At 70.9% G+C, this 25,354-nt stretch carries 22 protein-coding genes; 17 read left to right on the forward strand and 5 right to left on the reverse strand.

The genetic code is table 11. The annotated features are described in order from the left end of the window. Window positions 1-126: 126 nt before the first annotated feature. The 6 genes from pdhA (at window position 127) to J2X26_RS11495 (ending at window position 8,182) form a co-directional block, all read left to right on the forward strand. On the forward strand, window positions 127-1,248 hold the full coding sequence (pdhA, locus tag J2X26_RS11470) for a pyruvate dehydrogenase (acetyl-transferring) E1 component subunit alpha (protein WP_307492384.1): 1,122 nt from the start codon (window positions 127-129) through the stop codon (window positions 1,246-1,248). Next, the gene (locus J2X26_RS11475) at window positions 1,248-2,255 is read left to right on the forward strand and encodes an alpha-ketoacid dehydrogenase subunit beta (RefSeq protein WP_307492385.1); all 1,008 of its coding nucleotides are present in this window, start codon (window positions 1,248-1,250) and stop codon (window positions 2,253-2,255) included. Before pdhA ends, J2X26_RS11475 begins: the two co-directional genes overlap by 1 nt. Then, window positions 2,252-3,658: a dihydrolipoamide acetyltransferase family protein gene (locus J2X26_RS11480; RefSeq protein ID WP_307492386.1), complete on the forward strand. Its 1,407-nt coding sequence runs from the start codon at window positions 2,252-2,254 to the stop codon at window positions 3,656-3,658. Before J2X26_RS11475 ends, J2X26_RS11480 begins: the two co-directional genes overlap by 4 nt. A gap of 151 nt (window positions 3,659-3,809) precedes the next feature. After that, window positions 3,810-5,330 (forward strand): ricin-type beta-trefoil lectin domain protein, encoded by a 1,521-nt coding sequence (locus J2X26_RS11485; RefSeq protein ID WP_307492388.1) that lies wholly within the window; start codon window positions 3,810-3,812, stop codon window positions 5,328-5,330. Continuing rightward, a complete protein-coding gene (locus J2X26_RS11490; RefSeq protein WP_307492390.1) occupies window positions 5,327-6,751 on the forward strand; it encodes an RICIN domain-containing protein in 1,425 nt (474 codons plus the stop codon). Before J2X26_RS11485 ends, J2X26_RS11490 begins: the two co-directional genes overlap by 4 nt. Before the next feature lie 9 nt (window positions 6,752-6,760). Beyond that, window positions 6,761-8,182 (forward strand): serine hydrolase domain-containing protein, encoded by a 1,422-nt coding sequence (locus J2X26_RS11495; RefSeq protein ID WP_307492392.1) that lies wholly within the window; start codon window positions 6,761-6,763, stop codon window positions 8,180-8,182. 28 nt (window positions 8,183-8,210) lie between these two features. Here the strand turns inward: J2X26_RS11495 and J2X26_RS11500 are convergent, their stop codons facing one another. The 3 genes from J2X26_RS11500 to J2X26_RS11510 form a co-directional block, all read right to left on the reverse strand. Continuing rightward, window positions 8,211-9,395 carry an NAD(P)/FAD-dependent oxidoreductase gene (locus tag J2X26_RS11500; RefSeq protein WP_307492394.1) on the reverse strand — a complete coding sequence of 395 codons (1,185 nt, stop codon included), beginning with the start codon at window positions 9,393-9,395 and terminating at the stop codon, window positions 8,211-8,213. Window positions 9,396-9,480: 85 nt separating this feature from the next. Further along, a complete protein-coding gene (locus J2X26_RS11505) occupies window positions 9,481-10,446 on the reverse strand; it encodes an RNA polymerase sigma-70 factor (RefSeq protein ID WP_307492396.1) in 966 nt (321 codons plus the stop codon). Between the two features lie 163 nt (window positions 10,447-10,609). Continuing rightward, window positions 10,610-11,200 carry an SACE_7040 family transcriptional regulator gene (locus J2X26_RS11510; protein WP_307493158.1) on the reverse strand — a complete coding sequence of 197 codons (591 nt, stop codon included), beginning with the start codon at window positions 11,198-11,200 and terminating at the stop codon, window positions 10,610-10,612. 130 nt (window positions 11,201-11,330) lie between these two features. Here J2X26_RS11510 and J2X26_RS11515 point away from each other — a divergent pair, with 130 nt between their 5' ends. The 6 genes from J2X26_RS11515 to J2X26_RS11540 all read left to right on the forward strand — a co-directional run bounded on the left by J2X26_RS11515 (window position 11,331) and on the right by J2X26_RS11540 (window position 17,941). Further along, a complete protein-coding gene (locus J2X26_RS11515) occupies window positions 11,331-12,929 on the forward strand; it encodes a carboxyl transferase domain-containing protein (RefSeq protein WP_307492398.1) in 1,599 nt (532 codons plus the stop codon). A 5-nt stretch (window positions 12,930-12,934) separates the two neighbouring features. Next, complete coding sequence (locus J2X26_RS11520) at window positions 12,935-14,863, forward strand: acetyl/propionyl/methylcrotonyl-CoA carboxylase subunit alpha (protein WP_307492399.1); 1,929 nt, start codon at window positions 12,935-12,937, stop codon at window positions 14,861-14,863. Beyond that, window positions 14,860-16,035, forward strand: a complete 1,176-nt coding sequence (locus J2X26_RS11525) for an acyl-CoA dehydrogenase family protein (RefSeq protein ID WP_307492401.1) — start codon at window positions 14,860-14,862, stop codon at window positions 16,033-16,035. Before J2X26_RS11520 ends, J2X26_RS11525 begins: the two co-directional genes overlap by 4 nt. Further along, window positions 16,032-16,499 carry a MaoC family dehydratase gene (locus J2X26_RS11530; RefSeq protein ID WP_307492402.1) on the forward strand — a complete coding sequence of 156 codons (468 nt, stop codon included), beginning with the start codon at window positions 16,032-16,034 and terminating at the stop codon, window positions 16,497-16,499. Before J2X26_RS11525 ends, J2X26_RS11530 begins: the two co-directional genes overlap by 4 nt. Then, window positions 16,487-17,290 (forward strand): HpcH/HpaI aldolase/citrate lyase family protein, encoded by an 804-nt coding sequence (locus tag J2X26_RS11535; RefSeq protein WP_307492403.1) that lies wholly within the window; start codon window positions 16,487-16,489, stop codon window positions 17,288-17,290. The genes J2X26_RS11530 and J2X26_RS11535 overlap by 13 nt, the downstream gene beginning before the upstream one ends. 99 nt (window positions 17,291-17,389) lie before the next feature. Then, window positions 17,390-17,941, forward strand: coding sequence for a putative glycolipid-binding domain-containing protein (locus J2X26_RS11540; protein ID WP_307492404.1), 552 nt, complete (start codon window positions 17,390-17,392; stop codon window positions 17,939-17,941). Window positions 17,942-17,945: 4 nt separating this feature from the next. On the opposite strand, the gene J2X26_RS11545 is transcribed toward J2X26_RS11540, so the two are convergent. Next, window positions 17,946-18,968, reverse strand: a complete 1,023-nt coding sequence (locus J2X26_RS11545) for a hypothetical protein (protein WP_307492406.1) — start codon at window positions 18,966-18,968, stop codon at window positions 17,946-17,948. A 173-nt stretch (window positions 18,969-19,141) separates the two neighbouring features. Between J2X26_RS11545 and J2X26_RS11550 the strand changes: the two genes are divergently transcribed. Both J2X26_RS11550 and J2X26_RS11555 read left to right on the forward strand, forming a co-directional pair. Beyond that, complete coding sequence (locus tag J2X26_RS11550; RefSeq protein ID WP_307492408.1) at window positions 19,142-20,662, forward strand: alpha/beta fold hydrolase; 1,521 nt, start codon at window positions 19,142-19,144, stop codon at window positions 20,660-20,662. Next, window positions 20,659-21,066 carry a hypothetical protein gene (locus J2X26_RS11555; protein ID WP_307492409.1) on the forward strand — a complete coding sequence of 136 codons (408 nt, stop codon included), beginning with the start codon at window positions 20,659-20,661 and terminating at the stop codon, window positions 21,064-21,066. Before J2X26_RS11550 ends, J2X26_RS11555 begins: the two co-directional genes overlap by 4 nt. Here J2X26_RS11555 and J2X26_RS11560 read toward each other — a convergent pair. Next, a complete protein-coding gene (locus tag J2X26_RS11560) occupies window positions 21,041-21,856 on the reverse strand; it encodes a DeoR/GlpR family DNA-binding transcription regulator (protein ID WP_307492411.1) in 816 nt (271 codons plus the stop codon). The two genes, J2X26_RS11555 and J2X26_RS11560, sit on opposite strands and share 26 nt — an antisense overlap. Before the next feature lie 274 nt (window positions 21,857-22,130). On the opposite strand from J2X26_RS11560, the gene J2X26_RS11565 reads away from it, so the two are divergent. From J2X26_RS11565 to J2X26_RS11575, 3 genes are all read left to right on the forward strand, one after another. Then, complete coding sequence (locus J2X26_RS11565; RefSeq protein WP_307492413.1) at window positions 22,131-23,423, forward strand: ABC transporter substrate-binding protein; 1,293 nt, start codon at window positions 22,131-22,133, stop codon at window positions 23,421-23,423. A 78-nt stretch (window positions 23,424-23,501) separates the two neighbouring features. Next, complete coding sequence (locus J2X26_RS11570) at window positions 23,502-24,464, forward strand: carbohydrate ABC transporter permease (RefSeq protein WP_307492416.1); 963 nt, start codon at window positions 23,502-23,504, stop codon at window positions 24,462-24,464. 1 nt (window position 24,465) lies between these two features. Next, window positions 24,466-25,350, forward strand: a complete 885-nt coding sequence (locus J2X26_RS11575) for a carbohydrate ABC transporter permease (RefSeq protein ID WP_307492418.1) — start codon at window positions 24,466-24,468, stop codon at window positions 25,348-25,350. Window positions 25,351-25,354: the final 4 nt, after the last annotated feature.

The following is a 25,354-nucleotide window of genomic DNA, read 5'->3' on the forward strand; positions in this document are numbered from 1 at the left end:
CGACAGATCGACACTCGCGCTAGCCCATGGGCACAAGGTCCCTTGCGGACTTACCCTGGCGGGACATCAGGCAATGGGGCCTAGCTTCACGAGAGCGACGGTTCCGCCACCACAACGGAGCGAAACATGTTGCGTGCAGATGTGTCACCCGGCCGTGCCCTGCCCACCCATCAGCAGGCGGAAGCGCTGCAGCTGGTGACCCCCGACGGTGTCCGTCGAGACGACCCTGTGTACGACCCGGTGGTCGCCGACGTCGACGACGAGAAGCTCCTGGCGCTGTACGAGGACATGGTCGTCGTGCGCCGCTTCGACACCGAGGCCGTCGCGCTCCAGCGGCAGGGACAGCTCGGGCTGTGGCCACCGCTGCTGGGCCAGGAGGCCGCGCAGATCGGCTCGGCCCGCGCGCTGCGCAGCGACGACTTCGTGTTCAGCAGCTACCGCGAGAACGGTGTCGCGTACTGCCGGGGCGCCCAGCCGACCGACCTCATGCGCGTCTGGCGGGGGACGGCCCTGGCGGGCTGGGACCCGCGGGCGATCGGCATGGCGACGCCGCAGGTGATGATCGGCTCGCAGACGCTGCACGCCACCGGGTACGCGCTCGGCTGCGTCAAGGACGGCGTCGACTCCGTGGCCGTCGCGTACTTCGGGGACGGCGCCACCAGCAAGGGTGACGTGCACGAGGCGATGGTCTTCGCGGCGACGTTCGCGGCACCGGTGATCTTCTTCTGCCAGAACAACCAGTGGGCGATCTCGGAGCCCGTCGGCCTGCAGGCCCAGCGCCCGATCGCGGACCGCGCGGCCGGCTACGGCATCCCCGGCATCCGGGTCGACGGCAACGACGTCCTCGCGGTCCTGGCCGCGATGCGGGTCGCTCTCGACCGGGCACGACGCGGCGACGGCCCCACGTTCATCGAGGCCGTGACGTACCGGATGGGTCCGCACACGACGTCCGACGACCCCACCCGCTACGTCGACCCGTCGGACAAGGTCGAGTGGGCGGCCAAGGACCCGATCGCGCGGATCGAACGCCTGCTGACGGCCCGAGGTGCGCTGTCCGACGAGCGCGCCGCAGCCATCAAGGCGAAGGCCGACTCGTTCGCCACGCAGATGCGCGAGGGCTGCTACGGCCTGCCCACCCCTGAGCCGCTGAGCGTCTTCGAGGATGTCTTCGTCGAGCCGACACCGGAGCTGGAACGGCAGCGCAGCCAGTACGCCGCGTACCTCGCGATGTTCGACGAGGAGGCGTGATGGCCACGATGACCCTGGCCGCGGCCCTGAACTCCGGCCTGCGGCACGCGCTCGACGACGACCCCACGGTGGTGCTGCTCGGCGAGGACATCGGCACGCTCGGCGGGGTGTTCCGGGTGACCGACGGGCTCCAGCGCGACTTCGGCATCGACCGCGTCATGGACACGCCGCTGGCCGAGGCCGGGATCATGGGCGTCGCCGTCGGCCTCGCGTACCGCGGGTACCGGCCGGTGGTGGAGATCCAGTTCGACGGGTTCGTGTACCCGGCCGTCGACCAGCTGGTCACCCAGGTCGCGCGCATCCACTACCGGACCGCCGGCGCGGTCCGCATGCCGATCACCGTCCGGATCCCGTACGGCGGCGGCATCGGTGCCGTCGAGCACCACTCCGAGTCGCCCGAGGCGTACTTCGCCCACACGCCCGGGCTGCGCGTGGTCACCTGCGCGAGCCCGCAGGACGCCCACACGATGATCCGGCAGGCCGTCGCGTGCGACGACCCCGTGGTCTTCTTCGAGCCGAAGCGGCGCTACTGGGTCAAGGGCGAGGTGGACGAGTCGATGCACGACGCGCCGCTGCTCGACCGCGCCCGCGTGGTCGTCGAGGGCACCGACGTCACGCTCGCCACCTACGGCCCGCTCGTCATCACCGCGCGGGACGCCGCGCTCGCCGCGCAGGACGAGGGGCTGTCCGTCGAGGTGGTGGACCTGCGCTCGCTGTCGCCGGTCGACCTCGACACCCTCGAGGTGTCCGTCCGCAAGACCGGGCGGCTCGTCGTCTCGCACGAGGCACAGGGCAGCGGTGGTCTGGGTGCAGAGATCGTCGCGAGCATCACCGACCGCTGCTTCGACATCCTCAAGGCCGCACCCGCGCGGGTGACCGGCTTCGACACCCCGTACCCGGCCGCGAAGGTCGAGGAGCACTTCCTGCCCAACCTCGACCGGATGCTCGACGCCGTCGACCGCGTGATGGGCAGACAGCACTCCCTGACCGGATGGAGGGCGTCATGACGACGATCAAGACCGTGACGCTGCCGGACCTCGGCGAGGGCCTGACCGAGTCCGACCTGGTGGAGTGGGTCGTGGCCGTCGGCGACACCGTCGAGCTCAACCAGGTGGTCGCCGAGGTGGAGACCGCGAAGGCGCTGGTCCAGCTGCCGTCGCCGTACGCCGGGGTGGTCGCCGAGCTGCTCGTCGAGCCGGGCGTGACGGTGCCGGTCGGGACAGGGCTCCTGACGATCGCGGTGGAGGAGCCTGCGCTTGCCGACGAGGGTGCGGAGCCGGCGCCGACAGCCGGTGCTGATGCCCCCGAGTCGACGGCGCCTGCGGCGCCCGAGCGGACCGCCGTGCTCGTCGGGTACGGTCCGCTGGTCGAGGGGTCCTCGCGACCCCGGCGCAAGTCCCGGTCGGCCGACTGGGCCGCGGCGCACGCGGTCGCCGACGACGTCGGGCTCGCCCTGTCGGGCGGTCGGATCGGTCCGAAGGTGCTGCCGCCGGTCCGCAAGCTCGCGCACGACCTGGGCGTCGACCTGAACAAGATGGTCGGCTCCGGCAAGGACGGGATGATCACGCGGGACGACGTCCTGCGCGCCGTGTCAGGTGTCGAGGTCTCACCGGCTGCGCGACGGCCCGATGCCTTGTCCGCCGCGCACCGTCCCGGTCTCGCGCGACCGATGAAGGACGCTCCGGCGCCGACGCGCCCCGATGCCGCCGCGCGCGAGACGCGCACGCCGATCGCCGGCGTCCGCAAGCAGACCGCCGCCGCGATGGTGGCCAGCGCGTTCACGGCTCCGCACGCGTCGACGTCGCTGACCGTCGACGTCACGCCGACGCTGGAGCTGCTCGCACAGCTCAAGCAGGACCGCGCGCTCGATGGGCACCGCATCTCGATCCTCACGCTCGTCGCCAAGGCGGTGACGATCGCGATCGGCCGCAACCCGTCGCTCAACGCGCACTGGGACGAGGCCGCGGGGGAGATCGTCCAGTACGGGTACGTCAACCTGGGCATCGCCGCGGCGACCCCGCGCGGGCTGCTGGTGCCGAGCATCAAGGACGCCGACCGGCTCCGGCTGCCGGACCTCGCCGACGCGATCGGTCACCTGACGGAGGAGGCGCGGGCGGGCACGACGACACCGGCGGACCTGGCCGGCGGGACGATCACGATCACCAACATCGGGGTCTTCGGCGTCGACACGGGCACACCGATCCTGGTGCCCGGGCAGGCGGCGATCCTGGCGATGGGGGCGATCCGGCGCCAGCCGTGGGAGTTCCAGGACCAGATCGCGCTGCGCAGCGTGATGACGGTGAGCCTGTCGTTCGACCACCGCCTGGTCGACGGCGCCGAGGCCGCGCGGTTCCTCGCGGACGTCGGGGGGGTCCTGGCGCGCCCGGGCACCGTCCTCGCCATGGTGTAGCGGCGCTACCTGATCGATTCTGATCGATCAAGTACTGATTCGTTTCACAGTGTCGATCGATCTTGACCGAGTCGCGAGCGGATGTGACGGTAGCCGACGTCCTGACATGTCCCTGACGTGCAGGACGGCAGTCTCACCACACTCCTGACACGTGCAGCGTCGCACAGACAAGGTCGACACCATGAGCGTCAACGGCTCCAGCGCGCCCGCCGAGCGCACCCTCCGTCGCCGCGTGCTCAGCGTGCTGTGCGCCTTGGCGCTGCTGCCGCTCGCCGCTCTGGCCGCACCGTCGCCCGCCAGCGCCGCGACGTCACCGTTCCGCGGCATGAACTGGGCGGTGACCGGCGACAACTTCAGCACCGGCCCGCTGGTCATCGACGGGCTGAACAGCTCCGACAGCTACGCACAGGTGCAGGCCACGGCGAACGCGGTGTTCGACGACATGCAGTCGACGCTCGGCATCAACACGGTGCGGCTGCCGATCAACACGCACACGGTGGGGACCGCGTGGTGGAGCAGCTACCGCGGGGTGATCGACGCGGCCACCGCCCGGGGCTGGAAGGTGATCCTCGCGTACTGGGAGGACGGTGCCGCCTCCGGGGGGCGGATCACCAACCTGACGGCCTTCCACGCGATGTGGTCGACCGTGGCCTCGCAGTACGGCTCCAACGGCCTGGTCTACTTCGAGCCGATGAACGAGCCGCACGGCTACTCGTCGGCCGAGTGGCGCAACGTCGCCGCCGACTGGCTCGCCCGCCACGGCTCGGTGCCCACGGGCCGGGTGCTCATCGGCGGCACCGGCTTCAGCCAGGATCTGCGCGACGTCTGCAACGACAGCCGCTTCGCCTCCACGCTGCTCTCGTTCCACACCTACGCCTTCTTCTACGGCGCGAACACGTACGACGGCTGGCGCAGCAACGTCGCGACGCGCCTCGGGAACTGCGCCTCGCGCGCCGTCGCGACCGAGTTCGGCGCCCCGATGGACAGCGGGCTCAACTACGGCGACGCGAACAGCACCGACAACTTCGTCCGCTACATCCGCGCCGTCACGCAGGTCATGCGCGACAACGGGATGGGCGGCACGTACTGGCCGGCCCTGGGCGGCAAGCCCGGGACCATCGGTTACGACTGGTACTCGATGTACGCGAAGACCGGCACCGGGGCGAACGCCAACCTGACGGTCCGCAGCGCCTCCGGTGCCAACCGTCTGCGCTGGGCGTGGGGTGACGCGGTCGACCCGGACACGGGCAACGGCGCCGGCGGCTCGACCGTGCGGATCGTCAACAGGGCCTCGGCCAAGTGCCTCGACGTCGTGGGTGGCTCGACCGCGAACGGCGCCGAGATCATCCAGTACACCTGCGGCAGCGCGGCCAACCAGCAGTGGCGGCTGACGGACCGCGGCAACGGGTACGTGAACGTGGTGGCGGCCCACTCCGGCAAGTGCCTGGACGTGACGGGCGCCTCGACGGCCGACGGCGCCGCGGTGATCCAGTACACGTGCGGGAGCGGCACCAACCAGCAGTGGCAGGTGCGCGCGGTCGGCAGCTCCTTCCAGCTGGTGGCCCGGCACTCGGGCAAGTGCCTCGACCTGCCCGGCTTTTCCGCCGTGAACGGCACGCGGCTCAAGCAGTACACCTGCAACGGCGGAACCAACCAGCTGTGGTCGTCATGAGGACCGCCCGCCTGCTGGCAGCCATCGGCGCCGCGATGCTGGCGCTCGGCCTGGCCGCGTCGGCCGCCGTCGCGGCGACGGTCACGATCACCAACGGGACCCAGTTCCGGGACACCGCAGGCGCTCCGCTCCACGCGCACGGCGGCGGCGTGCTCAAGGTCGGGGCGTACTACTACTTGTTCGGCGAGGACCGGAACGCCGACGACAGCTTCCGGTACGTCTCCGTGTACCGCTCGACCGACCTGGCCACCTGGGAGCTCCGCAACCACGTCCTGACCGAGGCGTCCGCTCCCGAGCTGGACTCCGGCAACATCGAGCGGCCCAAGGTCATCTACAACGCGGCGACCGGCCGGTTCGTCATGTGGATGCACAAGGAGCAGGCCGGGAACTACTCGGAGGCCAGGGTGGCCGTCGCCTCGTCGGCCACCGTCGACGGGGCTTACACGTACCACGGGAGCTTCCGTCCGCTCGGCCACATGTCGCGGGACCTGACCCTGTTCAACGACAACGGCACCGCATACCTGGTCTCCGCGGCCCGGGAGAACTACGACCTGCACATCTACCGGCTGACGGCGGACTACCTGGGGATCGACAGCCTCGTCGGCAACCCATGGCCGGGCCAGCACCGGGAGGCACCCGCGGTGTTCAAGCGCGGCGGCGTGTACTTCCTGCTCACCTCCGGCGCGACCGGCTGGAGCCCCAACCAGGCGAGGTACGCCACCGCCGCGAGCATGGCCGGGCCGTGGTCGGGCTTCACCAACGTCGGGGACGGCACGACCTTCGGGTCCCAGCCGACCTACGTGCTCCCCGTCCAGGGCACGAGCACCACCAGCTACCTCTATCTGGGGGACCGGTGGGCGGGTGCCTGGGGAGGCAAGGTCCAGGACTCGCAGTACGTCTGGCTGCCGATCGGGTTCCCGTCGAGCACCTCGATGTCCCTGGCCTTCAGCCCGCAGATCACCGTCGATGCGGCGACCGGCGTCGTGGCGGGCGTCGCGAGCACCCACTACCGGCTCACCAACCGCAACAGCGGGAAGGTGGCGGACGTCGCCAGCAGCTCCGGTGCGGACAGCGCGAACGTCCTGCAGTGGCAGTGGACCGGTGGGCTCAACCAGCAGTGGCGCTTCGAGGACGCCGGGAACGGCTACTACCGGATCGTCAACCGCAACAGTGCCAAGTGTCTCGACGTCGTCGGCGGCTCGACCGCGGACCGCGCCGACGTCGTGCAGTACACCTGCAACGGAGGGGCCAACCAGCAGTGGCTGTGGCAGGCCGAGAGCGGCGGCTACTCCAGCCTGCGGGCCCGGCACAGCGGCAAGTGCCTCGAGGTCCTCTCCCGGTCGACGGCGGACGGCGGCGACATCGTGCAGTACACCTGCAACGGCGGCACCAACCAGCAGTGGACCCGCACGACGACCTAGGGTGCCCGGGTGTCGTCTCGCGCCCTGCTGCCACGCTCGACCCCCGCTGCCTCGGGGGTGTCGACCGACGCGCTGACGGCGCTCCTGGACCGCCTGGAGGCGTCGGCCGTCGAGCTCCACTCGCTCATGGTCGTGCGCCACGGTCACGTCGTCGCGGAGGGCTGGTGGTCGCCGTACTCGGCGGACCGACCGCACCTGCTGTACTCGCTGACCAAGTCGTTCACCGCGATCGCCGTGGGGATCGCGGTCGGCGACGGGCTGCTCTCGCTGGACGACCGGGTGGTCGACGTGCTGCCTGACCACGTCCCCGCCGACGTCTCCGAGCAGGCGCGCCGGCTCACCGTCCACCACCTGCTGTCGATGACGACGGGGCACCGCCCGGACAGCCTGGCCGAGGCCTGGGAGCTGGAACCCGACGACCTGGTGACGGGCTTCCTGCGCGCGGCGATGCCCGACGCCGAGGGAACCCGGCACGAGTACGACAACTCGACGACGTTCGTCCTGGCTCGGATGGTGGAGCGCGTCACCGGCCGAGGCCTCCCGGAGCTGCTCGACGACCGCCTCTTCGGGCCGATGGGCATCGACCGCGCCGAGTGGGACCGGGTTGCCAGCGGTGCGGCGTTCGGGTTCCACGGGCTGCACCTGACGACCGAGGCGGTCGCGGCGTTCGGCGAGCTGTTGCTGCGCGGCGGCGTCTGGGACGGCCGGCAGCTGGTGCCGCGCGAGTGGGTGGAGCTCGCGACCCGGCACCACGTCGACAGCGTGGACTTTAAGGACGACTCGGACGACGCCGACTTCAGCCAGGGGTACGGCTACCAGTTCTGGAGGTCGCGCCACGGGTATCACGGTCACGGTGCCTTCGGCCAGCAGTGCGTGGTCATCCCGTCGCACGACCTCGTGGTCGCCGTGACCGCCCAAGGGGAAGCGCAGGAGGTGTTCGACGCGCTCTGGGACTGCCTGCTGCCCGGCATCGACGAGGTGGGGAGCGCCCCCGACGGCGACCTTCTCGCCGAGCGGCTGCGGCACCTGTCGCTCCCGCCGGTCGAGGGGTCCTCCGGCAGGCGATCGGTCGAGGCGAAGGTCGACGCGGCCGCGGAGGGCTCGGCTCTCCCCGACGGGACCCCCGTCATCGTCGAACCGACGGGCGGCGGGTGGCTCGTGCGGCTCGGACCGTCCCTCGACGTCGAGGTCGGTCACGGCGAGTGGCGGGAGAGCGCACCGCTCGGCCGCCCCGTCGTCGCGTCGGGTGCCTGGCAGGGCGACACGTTCGTCGCGGACCTGCGCGTCATCACGACCCCGCACCGGGTCCGGCTCACGGTCGACGCCGGTGCGGGCACGGCGGCCGCGACGTGGAGCACGGTGCCGCTGACCAGCCCGGACCTGGAGCTCCACCTGCGGTCGCCGCTGATGACCCGGCCCGACGTCGCTTAGAGGCGGCACCCGTGCGTCGTCTCACGAGCTACCGCACGGCGGCGGTCGTCCCGGCTGGGGCCGCGGTGGTCGTCGCGAGGCGACGACGACGAGCCGGGTAGGGGACCGGATGGGCGACCAGCCACGCGGCGCCCGCGCAGACGAGCTCCTTGTACCGGGCAGCCGCCCGTCCGCCGGGCGCGACGGACCTGGCGTGGTCGTCGGCGGTCACGAGCTGGATGAGCCCGTCACGTCGGCCCAGGCTGATGCACTGGTGGACGTAGCCCATCGGCGTGCGCGGGAGCCTGCCGCCGGTCAGGCGTGCGACGACCGAGTCGGCGGCCTGCCACGCCATCGGGATGCCCGAGGCGCACGACATGCGCAGCGGGTTGCCCACCGGGCCGTGCGCGAACGCGGCGTCCCCGACGGCGTAGACATCCGGGTGGGAGACCGAGCGCATGGTCCCGTCGACGACGATCTGCCCGCGGTCCGTGACCTTCAGTGCCGAGGCGGCTGCGATCGGGTGGGCAGCGAACCCGGCGGCCCAGACGGTCACGTCCGCGGGGACGGGTGTGCCGTCGTCGGTCGTCACGGACGTGGCGTCGACCCGCGTGACGGAGGTGTGCTCCAGGACGGTGACGCCGAGGCGGGCGAAGGTCCCGCGCAGATGGTGCTGCCCGGCGGGGGAGAGCCAGTCGCCGAACGCACCGGTCGTCACGATGGCGACGTCGAGCTGTTCGAAGGACTCGGCGATCTCGCTCGCCGACTCGATGCCGGTCAGCCCGCCGCCGACCACCACGACGCACGCTCCGGGTGGCAGCGCGCGGAGTCGCTCGCGCAGGCGGAGGGCACCTGGGCGGCTGGCGACCTCGTGCGCATGCTCGAACACGCCGAGCACCCCGTGGTCGTCGCGCGCGCTGCCCAGGGCGTAGACGAGCGTGTCGTACCGGAGCTCGTGCCTGTCGTCGAGAAGGACGGTCTTGCTCTCGACGTCGACCGAGGTCACGCGCGCGACGCGCAGGGCCACGCCCGAGCCGGCCAGCAGGTCGCGCAGCGGTCGGTCGCGCAGATGCTGGCCGGTGGCCACCTGGTGCATGCGGATGCGCTCGACGAAGTCCGGCTCGGCGTTGACCAGGGTGATCTCGACGTCGTCGCCGTGCAGGCGTCGCGCCAGCCGGCCGGCTGCGGACGCTCCGGCGTAGCCGGCCCCGAGGATGACGATGCGGTGCTTCATGAGACTCAGCTCCCGTGGTGGAGGGGTTGTCCCTCCTGAACTGAGCGGCCGCGCGATCCCTGACAGCGACCAGGTGTGACCTGGGTCACCACGCGGTGAGCAGGGCGTCCCCGTGGTCCGACGCCGCCCACTGACGCTGAGCGCGACCCAGCTTGTCGGGGTTGACCTGGGTGAGGACGGCGGAGATCCCGCCGTCGCCCAGCTCCAGGGCCATCACTCCGACGAGCCGGTCGCCGACAGCGACGACGACGGCCGGGTTGCCGTTGGCGGTCCACGCGTAGACGTCGGGCGACCCGCCGATGAGTGCGCGCTTGGAGTCCGCGGGCCGGAACAGGCCACGCAGGAACTGTGCGACGGCCTGGGCGCCGACGAACGCCTTGGCGCGCGCCGGGATCGTGCCGCCACCGTCGCCCACGCCCTGGACGTCCGAGGTCAGCAGCGCGACGAGGGGTTCGGTCCGGCCGCTGGTCGCCGCTGCGAGGAACTCCTCGACCACCTGGCGAGCGGCCGCGCGGTCGACCTCGGTGCGGACCCGCTCGCGTGCCAGGTGCTGCTTGGCGCGGTGGAAGACCTGCTGGCTGCTCGCCTCGGTGACGTCGAGCAGCTCGGCGATCTCCGCGTGCGAGTAGGAGAACGCCTCGCGCAGCACGTAGACCGCACGCTCGGTCGGGGTGAGCCGTTCCATCAGCACCAGGACGGCGGTCGACACCGACTCCCGCTGCTCGACCGTGTCCGCGGGACCGAGCATCGGGTCGCCCTCGAGCAAGGGCTCCGGGAGCCACTGCCCGACGTAGACCTCCCGACGGGCGCGCGCGGACTGGAGGTGGGTCAGGCAGAGGTTGGTCAGCACGCGCGTCAGCCACGCGGCCGGCACCCGGACCTGGTCGCGGTCGGCGGCCTGCCAGCGCAGGAACGTCTCCTGGACGAGGTCCTCGGCCTCCGCGGCGGAGCCGAGCAGGCGGTACGCGATGGCTCCGAGGCGCGGCCGGAGGCTCTCGAACACGTCGACGTCGTCCGGCTGGATCCCGTCGTCCACGCTCCGCACGCTCACGCGCCGACCTTACGACGGACCCTCCGCCCCGTCGTCCGGGACCGAGCCATGAGTGCTGCAGCGGCCCCTCACGACGGCACTCATGGCGTGGTCGCGTCGAGGTCCGCGCTCGCGGTGGTGGGGACCAAGTCGTGGGTGGCGGAACGGGGAAGGTTCGCGGCGCTCAGGGCTGGGTCGCAGGTCCACCCAGTGCTGCCAGGGCCATCTCCTCCAGGAGGGCGCGCGTCCGCGCGGACGACACCGAGCGGGCGCTGTGCGGGGTGGAGTTGAGCAGGCCGAACGTCGCCTGGGCGCGCAGGCGCAGCTCGGCGCGGTCGGTCGACGGGCTGAGCCGGGCGAGCACGTCGACCCACAGGTCGATGTAGCGACGCTGCAGGTCACGGACCGACTCGCGGTCCTGCGGGGCGAGGGCGGCGAGGTCGCGGTCCTGCACGCGGATGACGTCGGGGTCGCGCAGGGCGAAGTCGACGTGGAAGCGCACGAGCTGGGTGAGGGCCGACGCGTCGTCCGCGGTGGAGGACACCACGGCCCGGCCGCCCGCGAGCAGCCCTTCGCTCACCCCGACCAGGAGTGCTGCGAGTACCGCCTGCTTGCTGGGGAAGTGGCGGTACACCGCGGGGCCGCTGACGCCGACCGACGAGCCCAGGTCCTCGATCGAGACGCCGTCGAAGCCACGGCCGGCGAACAACTGCGCGGCGGACGAGAGGAGCGCGTCGCGGCGCTCGGCCTTGGCGCGACCGCGGGCGGTCGGCATCGCATCGACCTGCTCGGCCACCGGCCTGCTCCTTCCGTGGACAACACCGTGATCGCAGACTAGCCTCAATTCGGTTAGCGATCGTTAACTCAGTTTGATCTCTCCCACCACCCCCGCGGAGACAGCGTCGATGGAGATGCTCAGCACGGCAGCCGACCCTGCCGGGACCTCGTTCGCAGCGAACGACGCGTCCCAGCGCGCCCTCGTCACGGAGCTGCGGGACCGGCTCCGGACCGCGGCCCAAGGTGGCCCGCAGCGCTCGCGGGAACGGCACGTGGCCCGCGGCAAGCTGCTCCCGCGCGAGCGGATCGACGTGCTCCTCGACGCGGGCAGCCCGTTCCTGGAGGTCGCGCCGCTGGCCGCCGACGGCCTCTACGACGGCGATGCCCCGGGCGCAGGAGTGATCGCGGGCATCGGGCTCGTGCACGGCCGGCACGTCATGGTCCTGTCCAACGACGCGACCGTGAAGGGCGGCACCTACTACCCGCTCACGGTGAAGAAGCACCTGCGGGCGCAGGAGATCGCGCTGGAGAACCGGCTGCCCTGCATCTACCTCGTCGACTCCGGCGGCGCGTTCCTGCCCAAGCAGGACGAGGTGTTCCCGGACCGCGACCACTTCGGGCGGATCTTCTTCAACCAGGCCCGGATGTCGGCGGAGGGCATCCCGCAGGTCGCGTGCGTGATGGGCTCGTGCACCGCGGGCGGCGCCTATGTCCCGGCGATGAGCGACGAGACCGTGATCGTGCGCGGGCAGGGCACGATCTTCCTGGCCGGGCCGCCGCTGGTGAAGGCGGCGACCGGTGAGGTGGTGACCGCGGAGGATCTCGGCGGCGGTGAGCTGCACTCGCGGACCTCGGGCGTCACCGACCACCTGGCGGAGAACGACGCGCACGCGCTGCAGATCGTCCGGGACATCGTCGCGACCCTGCCCGTCCCTCGGCAGACGGCCTGGGAGGTGCACGAGAGCCGGCCGCCCAAGGTCGACGAGGGCCAGCTCTACGGGGTGGTGCCCACCGACCTGCAGACCGCCTACGACGTGCACGAGGTCATCGCGCGGCTGGTCGACGGCAGCGAGCTCCACGAGTTCAAGCGCGAGTACGGCACCACACTGGTGACCGGGTTCGCGCGGCTGCACGGGCACCCCGTGGGGATCGTCGCCAACAACGGCGTGCTGTTCAGCGAGTCGGCGCTCAAGGGCGCGCACTTCATCGAGCTGTGCGACCAGCGCGGCATCCCGCTGGTGTTCCTGCAGAACGTGAACGGCTTCATGGTCGGCAAGGACTACGAGGCCGGGGGCATCGCGAAGCACGGCGCGAAGATGGTGACGGCCGTCGCGACGACGCGGGTGCCCAAGCTGACCGTCGTCATCGGCGGGTCGTTCGGGGCCGGCAACTACTCCATGTGCGGACGGGCGTACGGCCCGCGGTTCCTGTGGATGTGGCCCGCGAGCCGGATCTCGGTCATGGGCGGGCCGCAGGCGTCGTCCGTGCTGGCGACGATCCGCCGCGAGCAGCTGGGCGACGAGTGGTCCGCGGAGGACGAAGAGGCGTTCCGGAAGCAGCTGCGCGACCAGTACGAGACGCAGGGCAGCCCGTACTACTCGACCGCGCGCCTGTGGGACGACGGGATCATCGACCCTGCGGACACGCGCCGGGTGCTCGGGATGGCCCTCGACGTCTGCGCAGGCGTCCCTCTGAGCGAGCCCCGCTTCGGGCTCTTCCGGATGTGAGCGCCATGTTCCGGACCGTGCTCGTGGCGAACCGCGGGGAGATCGCCTGCCGGGTGATCGCGACCCTCCAGAGGCTCGGGATCCGTGCGGTCGCCGTCTACACCGACGCGGATCGGGACGCCCTGCACGTGGCGCGCGCCGACAGCGCGGTCAGGATCGACAGCTACCTGTCCATCGAGGCTGTCGTGGCTGCGGCACAGGGTGCCGATGCGATCCACCCCGGGTACGGCTTCCTCTCCGAGAACGCGGACCTGGCCCGGGCGTGCGAGGCGGCGGGCGTCGTGTTCGTCGGCCCCGGGGTCAAGGCGCTGGAGGTCATGGGCGACAAGATCCGCGCCAAGGAGCACGTGAGCGCAGCGGGCGTGCCGGTGATCCCGGGCTCGTCGTCGATCGACGCCGCGTCCGCCGACCGCGTCGGGTATCCGCTGCTGGTCAAGCCGTCGGCGGGCGGGGGCGGGAAGGGCATGACAGTCGTCGAGCGGGCGGAGGACCTGGCCGACGCTCTCGTCGGAGCCCGCCGGGTCGCCGCCGCGGCGTTCGGCGACGACACGCTGCTGCTCGAACGGCTGGTCAGGAGCCCGCGGCACATCGAGGTGCAGCTCCTGGCCGACGGCTTCGAGCACGTCATCCACCTGGGCGAGCGGGAGTGCTCGCTGCAGCGTCGGCACCAGAAGGTCATCGAGGAGGCGCCCTCGCCCCTGCTCGACGAGGTCACGCGGCAGAGCATCGGGGAGGCAGCCTGCGACGTCGCCCGGAGCGTGGGCTACGTCGGCGCGGGGACCGTGGAGTTCCTGGTGTCCGACGAGGCGCCGACGGAGTTCTTCTTCATGGAGATGAACACCCGGCTGCAGGTGGAGCACCCCGTCACGGAGCTGGTCACGGGGCTGGACCTGGTCGAGTGGCAGCTGCGGGTCGCGGCGGGACAGCCCCTCACGGTGCGGCAGTCCGACGTGGTCCTGACCGGTCACGCGATCGAGGCCCGCGTCTACGCGGAGGACCCCCTCCGCGAGTTCCTGCCGTCCGCCGGCACGGTGCACGTGCTCGACGAGCCGACCGGCGAGGGGATCCGCGTCGACAGCGCGCTGCAGGAGGGTCTGGAGATCGGGTCGACGTACGACCCGATGCTGGCCAAGGTGATCGCGTGGGCACCCGACCGGGCGACGGCGATCGCGCGGCTGGACGCTGCCCTGGCGCGCACGACGATCCTCGGCGTCCGCACCAACGTCGAGTTCCTGCGGCAGGTGCTGGCCGATCCCGACGTCCGCGCCGGCCGGCTCGACACCGGACTGCTCGCTCGGCTGATCCCGACCCTGACGCTCCGGACCCCGGAGGATGCCCACGTCGTCGCGGCGGCGCTCTCGCGGCACGACGTCGGCGAGGGTGCGTGGGGTTCCGACGGCTGGCGCCTCGGCGAGCCCCGACCGATCCGCTACGAGGTCGGCGACGTGGAGGTCTCCGTCCTCGGCTCGACGGTGACGGTCGGGGACGGCGAGCCGGTGACGGCACGTCTCGAGCGACGCGGACCCGACGCGGTCGTGCTGGAGCTCGGGGGAGTCGTGCACCCCCTGCGCCTCGTGACGCACGGCCCCGTGACCTGGGTCGGCGACCAGGGGTCTGCGTTCGAGCTCCGGTTCCGCACCCGCGTCGAGCGCCTCGCCGACGAGCTCGCCGCCCTCACGCGCGGCACGCGCCCTGTCGACCCACAGGTGCGTTCCCCCATGCCCGGCACGGTCGTCTCGGTGGAGGTGGGGACCGGCGACAGCGTGGTCGCCGGCCAGATCCTCCTCACCATCGAGGCGATGAAGATGGAGCACCGGGTCGTCGCGCCGAGCGACGGCATCGTCACCCTCACGGTCCGACCGACCGACCAGGTGGCACTCGACCACGTGGTGGCCACCATCACCGGCCACCCCGACGAAGGGACCCCGGCATGACCTACGACCTCACCCCCGAGCAGCAGAAGCTCCGCGACGAGGTGCGCGACTTCGCCGACACCGTCGTGGCCCCCGCCGCGTACGAGTACGACACGAAGCGTGAGCTGCCCTACGAGATCCTCGCCCAGATGGGGGAGATGGGGTTGTTCGGTCTGCCGTTCCCCGTCGAGTACGGCGGGCAGGGCCGCGACTACGTCGACCTGTGCCTCGCGGTCGAGCAGCTCGCGCGCGTCGACCAGTCCATCGCCGTGACGCTCGAGGCCGGGGTCGGGCTCGGGGCGATGCCGGTGTGGCGCAGCGGCACCGAGGCGCAGAAGCAGGAGTGGATCCCGATGCTCGCGCGGGGCGAGGCGCTCGCGGCGTTCGGGCTGACGGAGGCCGACGCCGGCTCGGACGCCGCGGGGACCAAGACCACCGCGCGTCTCGACGGCGGCGAGTGGGTCATCGACGGGACCAAGCAGTTCATCACCAACTCCGGCTCGCAGATCACGAGGCTGGTGACCATCACCGCGGTGACGGGGGAGTCGGTCCGCGCCGACGGGTCGGTGAAGAAGGAGCTCACCGCGATCCTGGTCCCCAGCGGCACCCCCGGGTTCACCGTGCTGCCCGCGTACGACAAGGTCGGCTGGCACACCTCCGACACCCACCCGCTGCGGTTCGAGGACGTCCGCGTGCCGGAGGAGAACCTGCTGGGCGAGCGGGGGCGCGGGTTCGCCCAGTTCATCCAGACCCTCGACGAGGGACGCGTCGCGTTCGCCGCGCTCTGCACGGGAGCCGCGCAGGGCTGCCTGGAAGAGGCGATGCGCTACGCCAAGAGCCGCAACGTGTTCGGCCACCCCATCGGCGACAACCAGCACATCGCGTTCACCATCGCCCGCATGGAGGCCCGCGTGCACTCCGCCCGGCTGGCCTGGCTCGACGCCGCCCACCGGCTGGTCGCGGGTCAGCCGTTCAAGCTGGAGGCCAGCCTGGCCAAGCTCATCAGCAGCGAGGCGGCGATGGACAACGCGCGCGACGCGACGCAGATCTTCGGCGGGTACGGGGTCATGAACGAGAACCCCGTCGCGCGGCACTACCGCGACTCGAAGATCCTGGAGATCGGCGAAGGGACGACGCAGGTGCAGCTGATGGTGATCGCACGGGAGCTCGGCTTCTCCGGGGCGTCGCGATGACCCGAGACATCGAGCAGCGGGGGCTGTACTACGAGGAGCTCGAGCAGGACGTCCGCTACCTGCACCGGCCCGGGCGCACGATGACCGAGGCGGACAACGTCCTGTTCTCGACGCTCACCATGAACCCGCAGGCCCTGCACCTGGACGCCGCGTGGTCGGCCGGGCAGCCGTTCGGGCAGCGGCTGGTGAACTCGATGATGACGCTGGCCGTGCTGGTGGGGAGCTCGGTCGCGCAGCTCACCCAGGGCACGATCGTCGCGAACCTCGGCTTCACGGACGTCCGGTTCCCGCATCCGCTGTTCCACGGGGACACCTTGTACTCGTCGACCGTCGTGCTCGAGAAGCGGGTCTCGTCGTCGAGGCCGGGTCAGGGTGTCGTCACGCTCGAGCACACGGGCCGCAACCAGGACGACGTCGTCGTCGCCATCGCGACCCGCACCGTCCTGTTCTGGTGCCGCCCGTGAGAGGCCCCGCGCTCCTGTTCTGTCCCGCGGACCGTCCGGAACGGTACGAGAAGGCCGCCGCGCGGTCCGACACCGTGATCCTCGACCTGGAGGACGCGGTGAACCCGGACGCCAAGGCGGCGGCCCGTGCGCACCTGGCGGCGAGCGCGCTCGACCCGGCCCGGACGATCGTCCGCGTCAACCCCTTCGGCACGGCCGACCTGGAGGAGGACCTCGTCGCGCTGCGGATGACGCCGTACGGGACGGTCATGCTCGCCAAGACGTCGTCCGCCGCCGACGTCCGCGTGCTGGCCCGGTACGACGTCGTCGCGCTGGTCGAGACCGCCGCCGGCGTGGCGCACGCGGTGGAGATCGCCGCCCAGCCGAACGTGGTCGGGCTCATGTGGGGTGCGGAGGACCTGGTCGCGTCGCTGGGCGGCACGTCGAGCCGGCGTCCCGACGGGTCCTACCGCGACGTCGCCGTGCACGCGAGGTCCGTCGTGCTGGTGGCTGCGGGCGCGTACGGCAAGGCCGCGATCGACGCCGTGCACCTGGACATCGGCGACGTCGACGGGCTGGCCGCAGAGGCGTCCGACGCTGCGGCCAGCGGGTTCACCGCGACCGCGTGCATCCACCCGTCGCAGGTCGACGTGATCCGCGCGGCCTACCGGCCGACGGACGCCGAAGTCGAGTGGGCGCGCGGCGTGCTCGCCGCGGCCGTGGGGCAGCACGGGGCGTTCCGGTGGGACGGGCGCCTGGTCGACGGACCCGTCCTGAAGCATGCCGAGGAAGTGCTGCGCCGGGCGGGATGATCCCTGCCGCGAGGAGGCGACCCCGGCCTGCGGGCGTGGCGAATGCCATGCCGGTAGCCCCTCTTCCGGACCAGGAGCCGGACTGGTACCGATGAACCCATGAACGCGCCCCTGCCGTCGTTCGCCGCGTGGCGGTTCGTCGACGCGGTCGACGGGTTCGAGGTGGTCTACCTCGAACCGGGTCGGCTCCGCGGGCACACGTCCGCGGTCGAGGACGGTCGGGCGTATGCGGTGGCGTACGAGATCACGCTCGACGACGGGTGGACCACCCGCGAGGTGCGTGTCACGTCCGACACGGTGGCTGGGCGCCGTTCCGTGCACCTGCGCTCGGACGGTCGGGGCAGCTGGACGGTCGACGGGGTCGCCGCGCCGCACCTGGACGGGCTCGTCGACGTCGACCTCGAGGCATCGGCCTGCACGAACACGCTGCCCGTCCACCGGCTGACGATGCCCGTGGGCGAGGTCGTCGCGGTGTCCGCTGTGTACGTCCAGGCAATCGACCTGAGCGTCCGACGCCTGGACCAGACGTACCGACGCCTGGACGACCACCGGTTCGCGTACACGTCGGAAGGCGGGTTCGAGGCGGTGCTCGCGTACGACGACGACCGGCTGGTCGTCGACTACCCGGGGATCGCCGTCCGCTTCGCCTGAACGATCAGGTCCAGAAGCCGGCGGGCATCGGAGCGAGCCGGACGGAGTCCAGCGGACCGGCGGTCCACCGCACACGGGTCGCGACGACGCCCTCGTCCGGGTCGAGCACGCACACCCGGGTGGTGGTGCCTCGGCAGACGGCGACGAGGAGCCGCCGCTCGTCGGCCCAGCCGAGCGCGCGCGGTCGACCCTGGGAGTTGGCCTGCGCCACGCGGGCGCCCAGTGCCGGGATCGGCGACGACGTCCCGGCGCGCACGTCGAGGACGCGGGGCACGTCGTCGTCGCCGACGACGAGCAGCCGGCGACCCTCGTGGTCCCAGGACACCGAACCGAGGAGCGCGGCGGGCACCTGGGTGTGTTCACCTGTGGACACGTCGACGACCAGGGTCGCTCGCTCGACAGAGCCGCGGGCGGTGAATGTCATCACCGAGACGGCGATTGTCGAACCGTCGGGTGACCACTGGACGACCGAGCTCTCGCTGGTCGGCTGCAGCAAGCCGCTCAGCTCGACGACCGTGCGAGGCGAACCCTCCGCGAACCCGACGACGGTCAGCGAGACGCGGTACTCGCTCACGACAGACCGCATTCCCGGCTGCCAGCCCGGCCACCAGCACTGGGCGATCGCGGCGGAGACGCCATCCGGCGACATCGCGTAGTACACGGTCGCACCATGGCCTTGTACGGGGTCGAAGGGTGCTCGTTCCTCCTGCCCGGAGGCGATGTCGTACCGGTAGATGCCGAGGATCCTGTGCCGTTGCATCGGGGGCAGATCCGCCGAGCCGCCGTCGTAGCGCGCGCGCTCGAACACCAGCGCGGTGCCGCCTGGGGTCAGCACGGGCAGGAACGGGCCTGTCGACGCGTCGAGCGCGCTGAACGGTGCGAGGCGCTCGGACTCGGGGAGCCAGCCGAACGCCCGGTTGTTGTACAGGTCCGACACCAGGGGGACGGACTCTCCCACCGGACCCGCCAGGGGCTCCTCGACGGTTTGCGGGTTCCAGCGCGCCTTCGGACTCGGTCGTGTAGTCATCGTCAGGGACCCTATACAGCGCAGTCACATCAACCCTGTACCCCGGAGCTGATCAGGGACCAATGGATCTAGTCCCGGCCTCCGTGCTGAGCAGGCTGGACGTGGAGCGGCGGCGCGGTGGGTCACCTTGGGCCGCAGACCGCAGACCGCTGTCCGGCGCACCGGAGGCAGCCATGGCCAGCACGATCAACCCCTCTCGGGTCGAGGAGCAGCCGACCCGACACGAACCGCACCACGGTGTGTGGACGGACGCCCGCCGCTGGGGCCCGTGGGCCGGCATCCTGGCGATGGCGGCCGTCGCGGGCATGATCACCGGGCACGTGGCACCGCTCGGCCCGGTCACCACGGCCGGTGCCCTGGTGGTGATGGCGACCGGCGCGGTGCTCGGTCTGGTCGGCGGGCGCGTGGCCCGATCGGTCTGGGTGGTCATCCCACTCGCGCTCGTGAACGTCGCCGCCGTCGAGATCGCCCGCAGCGACGTGCTCCTGCCCACCACCCACGACGTGCGCATCGACTCGATGTGGGGCTGGCTGGCGCTGGTGCTCGGACGCGGGGTCCCTGCGCTGCTGCTGATGCTCCCCATGGTGCTCGGTGCTCGCGTCGGAGCGCGACGTCGGCGCGCGGGAACGCTCGTCGTCGGTGCGCTGACGCTCGGGCTCGCCGTCGTCGTCGCGTTGCCCGCCGGCACCCCGCCGGTACGCGACGCCGACGGCGACGTGGTCCCGGGCAGTATCGCCAGCCTCGACACGGTGCTGCTGGGCGGCGACCCCCACACGGTGATGGTCCGGGCCGCCGACCCGGACGCCCCCGTGCTGCTCTACCTGTCGGGCGGACCTGGGCAGTCCGACCTCGCGCTGGCCAGGGCACTGTCCGAGCCGTGGGTCGACGACGTGGTCTTCGCGACCTTCGACCAGCGGGGCAACGGCACGTCCTACGCCGCGCTCCTGCCGACCGAGGAGGCCACGCTCGACCGCGCGGTCACCGACGTCATCGAGCTGACCACGTACCTGCGAGCCCGCTTCGGCGAGGACAAGGTCATTCTCATGGGGGAGTCCTGGGGCACGATCCTCGGCGTCCTGGCCGTCGAGCGGCGTCCCGACCTGTTCCACGCGTACCTCGGCAGCGGGCAGATGGTCGACGTCACCGAGACCGACCGACGGATCTACCGTGACCTCGTCGCCTACGCGGACCGGACCGACGACCACGCGGTGGCCGCGCTGACCGAGCGGATCGGGGAACCGCCTTACGCCGACCTGCCCTGGGCGAACGCCGACGTCATGCTGGCCTACGAGCACCTGTACGGCCCGTACACACCGTCCCAGGGCTATCGGGACCGCGGCGCCGCCTCCGGGCTGGACGCGTTCGGGATCCGCGGCCCGGAGTACCGGTTCGTCGACAAGGTCGACGTGCTCCGGGGCCTCTTCGACACGTTCTCCGTCATGTACCCGCAGCTCCAGGGCCTGGACCTGCGGCGCGAGGTGCCGCGGCTGGAGGTCCCGGTGTTCCTGCTCGACGGTGCGGCGGAGCTCGACGGTCGGCGCGATCTCGCCCTCGAGTGGTTCGCAACTCTGGATGCACCGACGAAGAGGCTGGTGACGTTCGAGGGTGCCGCGCACGCCGTGGCGTTCGAGCAGGCCGACGCGGTCGACCGGTTGCTGGCAGACGAGGTCCTTCCCCTGGTGGGGGAGCGATGACGACGGCGCGCGGTGCCTGGGCGCTCGGCTGGTGCGGGATCGCGGGGGCCGCGGTCGCGAACGGCGGGCTGCGGGAACGCGTGCTCGTGCCGCGGCTCGGGACCCTGCGGGCGCACCAGGTGTCGAGCGGCGTGCTGGTCGCGACGATCGTGGCGACCGCGGCGGTGCTGCAGCGTACGCACCCGTTGCTCGACCGCGAGGCCGCCCTGCGGGTCGGGCTCGGATGGTCGGTGGGCACGCTGGCGTTCGAGCTGGGTGCCGGTGCCGTGCGGGGGCTGCCGCTGTCGGACCTCGTCGCCGACTACGACCTGCGGGCCGGCCGCGTGTGGGCGTTCGTCCCGCTGACGATGGCGGTCGCTCCGATGCTGGTCGAGCGGCTCAGCCGGCGGCGGGCGGCAGGATGACCTCGACGCCCGCGGACTCCAGCGCGGCCGCCAGGTCCGGCGGCGGCGGCGCGTCGGTCACCAGGTAGTCGGCCCGGCCCAGCTCCGCGATCTGCGCGAACAGGCGGCGCCCGAACTTCGTGGCGTCGGCGAGGACGGCGACCTTGGTGGACCGGTCCATCATCGCGCTCATCATCGCGGCCTCTCCGAGGTTGCTCGTCGAGTAGCCGGCGTCGGCGTTGACGGCACCGACGCCGATGAGGGCCAGGTCGCAGCGGATGTCCCGGTCGGTGCCGTTCTCCGAGGGGAACGCGACAGCGCCGATGGTGCCCTGGGCGCTGAGCCGGACGACGCCGCCGAAGACGTAGAGGTCGCGGAACGCGAGCGGGTTGATCTCGGTCGGCATGCGCAGGGAGTTGGTCGCGACGGTGAGGTCGCGGTGCTCGGACAGGTGGCGTGCGACGGCGAGCGTCGTGGTGCCCGCGTTGATCATGAGCGACGCGCCGTCGCGCACGAGGCCCGCCGCGAGAGCCCCGATCTGGTCCTTGGCGGACGTCTGGATGCGGAGCCGGACGTCCACGCCCGTGTCGGGCCGCGGGACGGCCTGCGGGCTGATCGCGCCACCGTGCGTGCGGATGAGGACACCGTCGGCGTCGAGGGCGTCGAGGTCGCGGCGGATGGTGTCGGGGGAGACGTCGAACCGCTCGGCGAGGTTGGCGACGGTCACCTGCCCGTGCTCGGCCACGTAGGCCGCCAGGTCGGCCTTGCGGCCCGCGGGCAGGCGGCGTGAGCCGTCGGTGGTCGCAGACATGGGAGTACTGAACCACACACGTGCGGGTTTGTGCGAGAACTTGCGCGGACCCGGACGTCCCGGATCCAGGTCTCGTGGAGTCGGGTGAACCAGGTCATTCGCCCAGTTCAGGCGCGTGTGGGAGCGCTGTCCCAGGTTGGAGCGGCCTCGTGGCGCGAGGTCACGGCTTCGTTGCGAACCGCAAGTACCGCTTGACGATGCAGAAGAGCGGGTCTACTTTGGCGGAAACACGCAAAAGTGCGCACACAGTCGCACGAAGCGGCAGGATCTGAGGATGGGGAGAGTCATGGGCAAGGGCGCTCACGTTGGACGCTTCATTGCACTCACCGGTGTCGCATCGCTCGCACTCGCGGCGTGCTCCGGCGGGGGAGACGCAGATACGGGCGGGGACGAGGGCGGTGACGTCACCCTCGAGTTCTCGCAGTGGTGGGAGCCCGAGCTCCCCGACGGCGCGTTCCGCGGGCTGATGGACCAGTTCGAGGAGGAGAACCCTGGCATCAAGGTCGAACTGCTGTCGGGCCCCTACGCCTCGACGAAGGAGCAGGTCGTCGCCGGCGCCGCCGCCGGGACGATGTCCGACGTCGTCGGCCTCGACGGCGCGTGGGTCAGCGACTTCGCCGACCAGGGCGCGATCACGGACCTGTCCGCGGTCATGACCGAGGCCGGCTACGACGAGTCGCAGCTGGCCAGCCAGGTCCAGGTGGACGACAAGACCTACATGATCCCCGTCGTGAACTTCGTCTACCCGATGTTCACCAACGACGACCTGCTCGCCGGAGCCGGGGTCACCGCGCCGCCCGCCACCCGCACGGAGTTCGCGGACGCGGCCGCCAAGATCACCACGGACAGCACCTACGGCTGGATCCTCCCGCTGTCGCTCGAGGCCCCCAACGGCATCCAGAACGACGTCATGTCCTGGGTGTGGGCGTCCGGTGGCTCGATGCTCGACGCCGGCCAGCCTGCGCTGACCGACAACGAGGACGTCACCTCGGCCACGGACTACATCCAGGGCATGTGGGACGACGGCGTGATCGCCCCCGGCTCCTTCACCATGAAGGAGCAGGACAAGGTCGAGGAGTTCAGCAACGGCCGGGTCGGCATGATGATCGACTCCCTGGCCCACGTGAACCTGATCCGCGAGTCCAACCCGGACCTGAACTTCAGCATCGCGGCGATCCCGGCCGAGGACGGCTACACCGGTGAGCGAGGCATCCCCTACGCCTCCTGGGGCATCGGCATCGCCGAGAACTCGGAGCACAAGGCCGAGGCGTTCAAGCTCGTCGAGTTCCTGATGAGCGAGTCCGTCAACAGCGAGCTGTCGTCGATCGCCAACGCCTTCCCGGGCAACACGACCTCCGTCCCCGACTTCGTCGAGGAGGACGAGCTGTTCGGCACCGCGTTCGAGATCTACCAGTCCGGGTTCCCGGCCAACGAGTTCACCGGCCTGCCCGTGGCCGAGCAGCTCATGCGGGACTTCGGTGAGGAGTTCCAGAAGGCGCTCGACGGTCAGCAGTCGATGCAGGACGCGCTCGCCGCGGCCCAGACCAAGTGGGAAGAGGAGTTCTAGGCCACCAGCCCGGAACACCCGGGCCGCGCCGGAGGCACGACCGGCGCGGCCCGACCCCCAGGAGAGAGCCGCGAGCCCATGTCACAGACCACCACTCCCGCGGAGGCGCGGACCGTCCAGTCCGCCCCGCCGCCCGGCGCAGACTCCGCCCGGACCCGCACGATCGGCCGGGTCAAGCGGACGCTGACGCCCTACGGATTCCTCAGCCCCACCGGTGTGCTGCTGATCATCCTGATGATCACGCCGATCATCATGGTCGTCAGCTACTCCCTGCTCGACCGGGTGATCACCAACAAGAACCCCGCGTTCGTGGGCTTCGACAACTACGTCGAGGTGCTGACCGACCCGGTGTTCTTCACCGCGGTGCGCAACACGCTGGTGTTCACCATCTCGTCGGTGATCGTGCACTTCGCGATCGGCCTGGCGTTCGCGCTCATGCTCAACTCGCCGCTGCTGAAGGACCGCACCAAGGCGTTCTTCCGGGTGCTGTACATCCTGCCGTGGCTGTTCACGGTCGCGATCGTCGCGGTCCTGTGGCGGCTCCTGCTCAGCCCGAACGGCGTCGTCAACTACCTGCTCGGGACCGCCGGTCTGACCGACGGGCAGACCGAGTGGCTGGCCAACCCGTCGACGGCGCTGGCCGCGGTCACGTTCATCAACATCTGGTCGGGCTACCCGTTCTTCATGATCTCGCTGCTCGCCGGCCTGCAGGGGATCCCGAAGGACCTCTACGAGGCCGCACGGGTCGACGGCGCCGGCGTGGTCGCGCAGTTCCGCAACGTCACGCTCCCGCAGCTGCGTCCGATCATCATCTCGATGGCGCTCCTGGACTTCATCTGGACCACGCAGCAGTTCGCGCTGATCTGGATGACCACCGGCGGCGGACCCATCAACTCCACCGAGGTCCTCTCGACCTTCACGTACAAGCTCGCGTTCACCGAGTACGAGTTCTCGGTCGCCTCCGCGTCCGCGGTCCTCGTGCTCCTCATGTCGATGGTTCTCGCGTTCTTCTACGTGCGGCACCAGAAGGCGAGGGACTGAGATGACCACGCTGGCCACCCGCCCCCTGACGTCCGAGCCCCCGGCTCTGCGCACGCCCCCGAAGAAGACCGGCCAGAGGGCATTGCTCGTCGTCGCGCTGATCCTCGGTGCCTGCTTCGCGGCGCTGCCCGTGGTGTGGATGCTGTCGAGCTCGTTCAAGACCAACCCGGAGATCTTCGAGTTCCCGCCGCGCCTGATCACGCCGGGCTTCTCGTTCGACGCCTACACGACGATCCTCACCGACCCGACCAAGCTGCGGTTCTTCTTCAACAGCTACGTCATCGCGCTGTCGGTGACCGCGCTGTCGCTGATCGTGGCGGTGCACGCGGCGTACGCGTTCAGCCGGTACGAGTTCTGGGGCAAGAAGACGATCAACGTGATCGTCGTATCGGTCCAGGCCGTGCCGCCGATCACGCTGCTGATCCCGTACTTCGGCCTGGTCGTCGCGCTCAAGCTCTACAACACCTACCAGGGCCTGATCCTCACCTACATGGTGTTCACGCTGCCTTACGCGATCATCATGATGACAGGGTATTTCAATACCCTTCCCAAAGAGCTGGACGAGGCCGTCAAGGTGGATGGCGCCGGGCCGTTGACCGCATTGTGGCGCATTCTCATGCCCATCTCCGTGCCCGGCCTGGTGTCCGTCGGCGTGTACACGTTCATGATCTGCTGGAACGAGTTCCTGTTCGCACTGACTCTCACCCGGACAGAGGACATGCGGACCGTTCCCATCGGCATCCAGCTCCTCATGGGCCAGCACTCGTACGAATGGAACGAGATGATGGCGATGAGCATCCTCGGCTGCATTCCTGTTCTCATTCTCTTTCTCTTCTTCCAGCGCTACTTCATCGGGGGAATGACCGCCGGCGCTGTGAAGATCTAGACCC

It is taken from the genome of Cellulomonas humilata (assembly GCF_030814415.1).
GTDB classification, from domain to species: domain Bacteria; phylum Actinomycetota; class Actinomycetes; order Actinomycetales; family Cellulomonadaceae; genus Cellulomonas; species Cellulomonas humilata_A.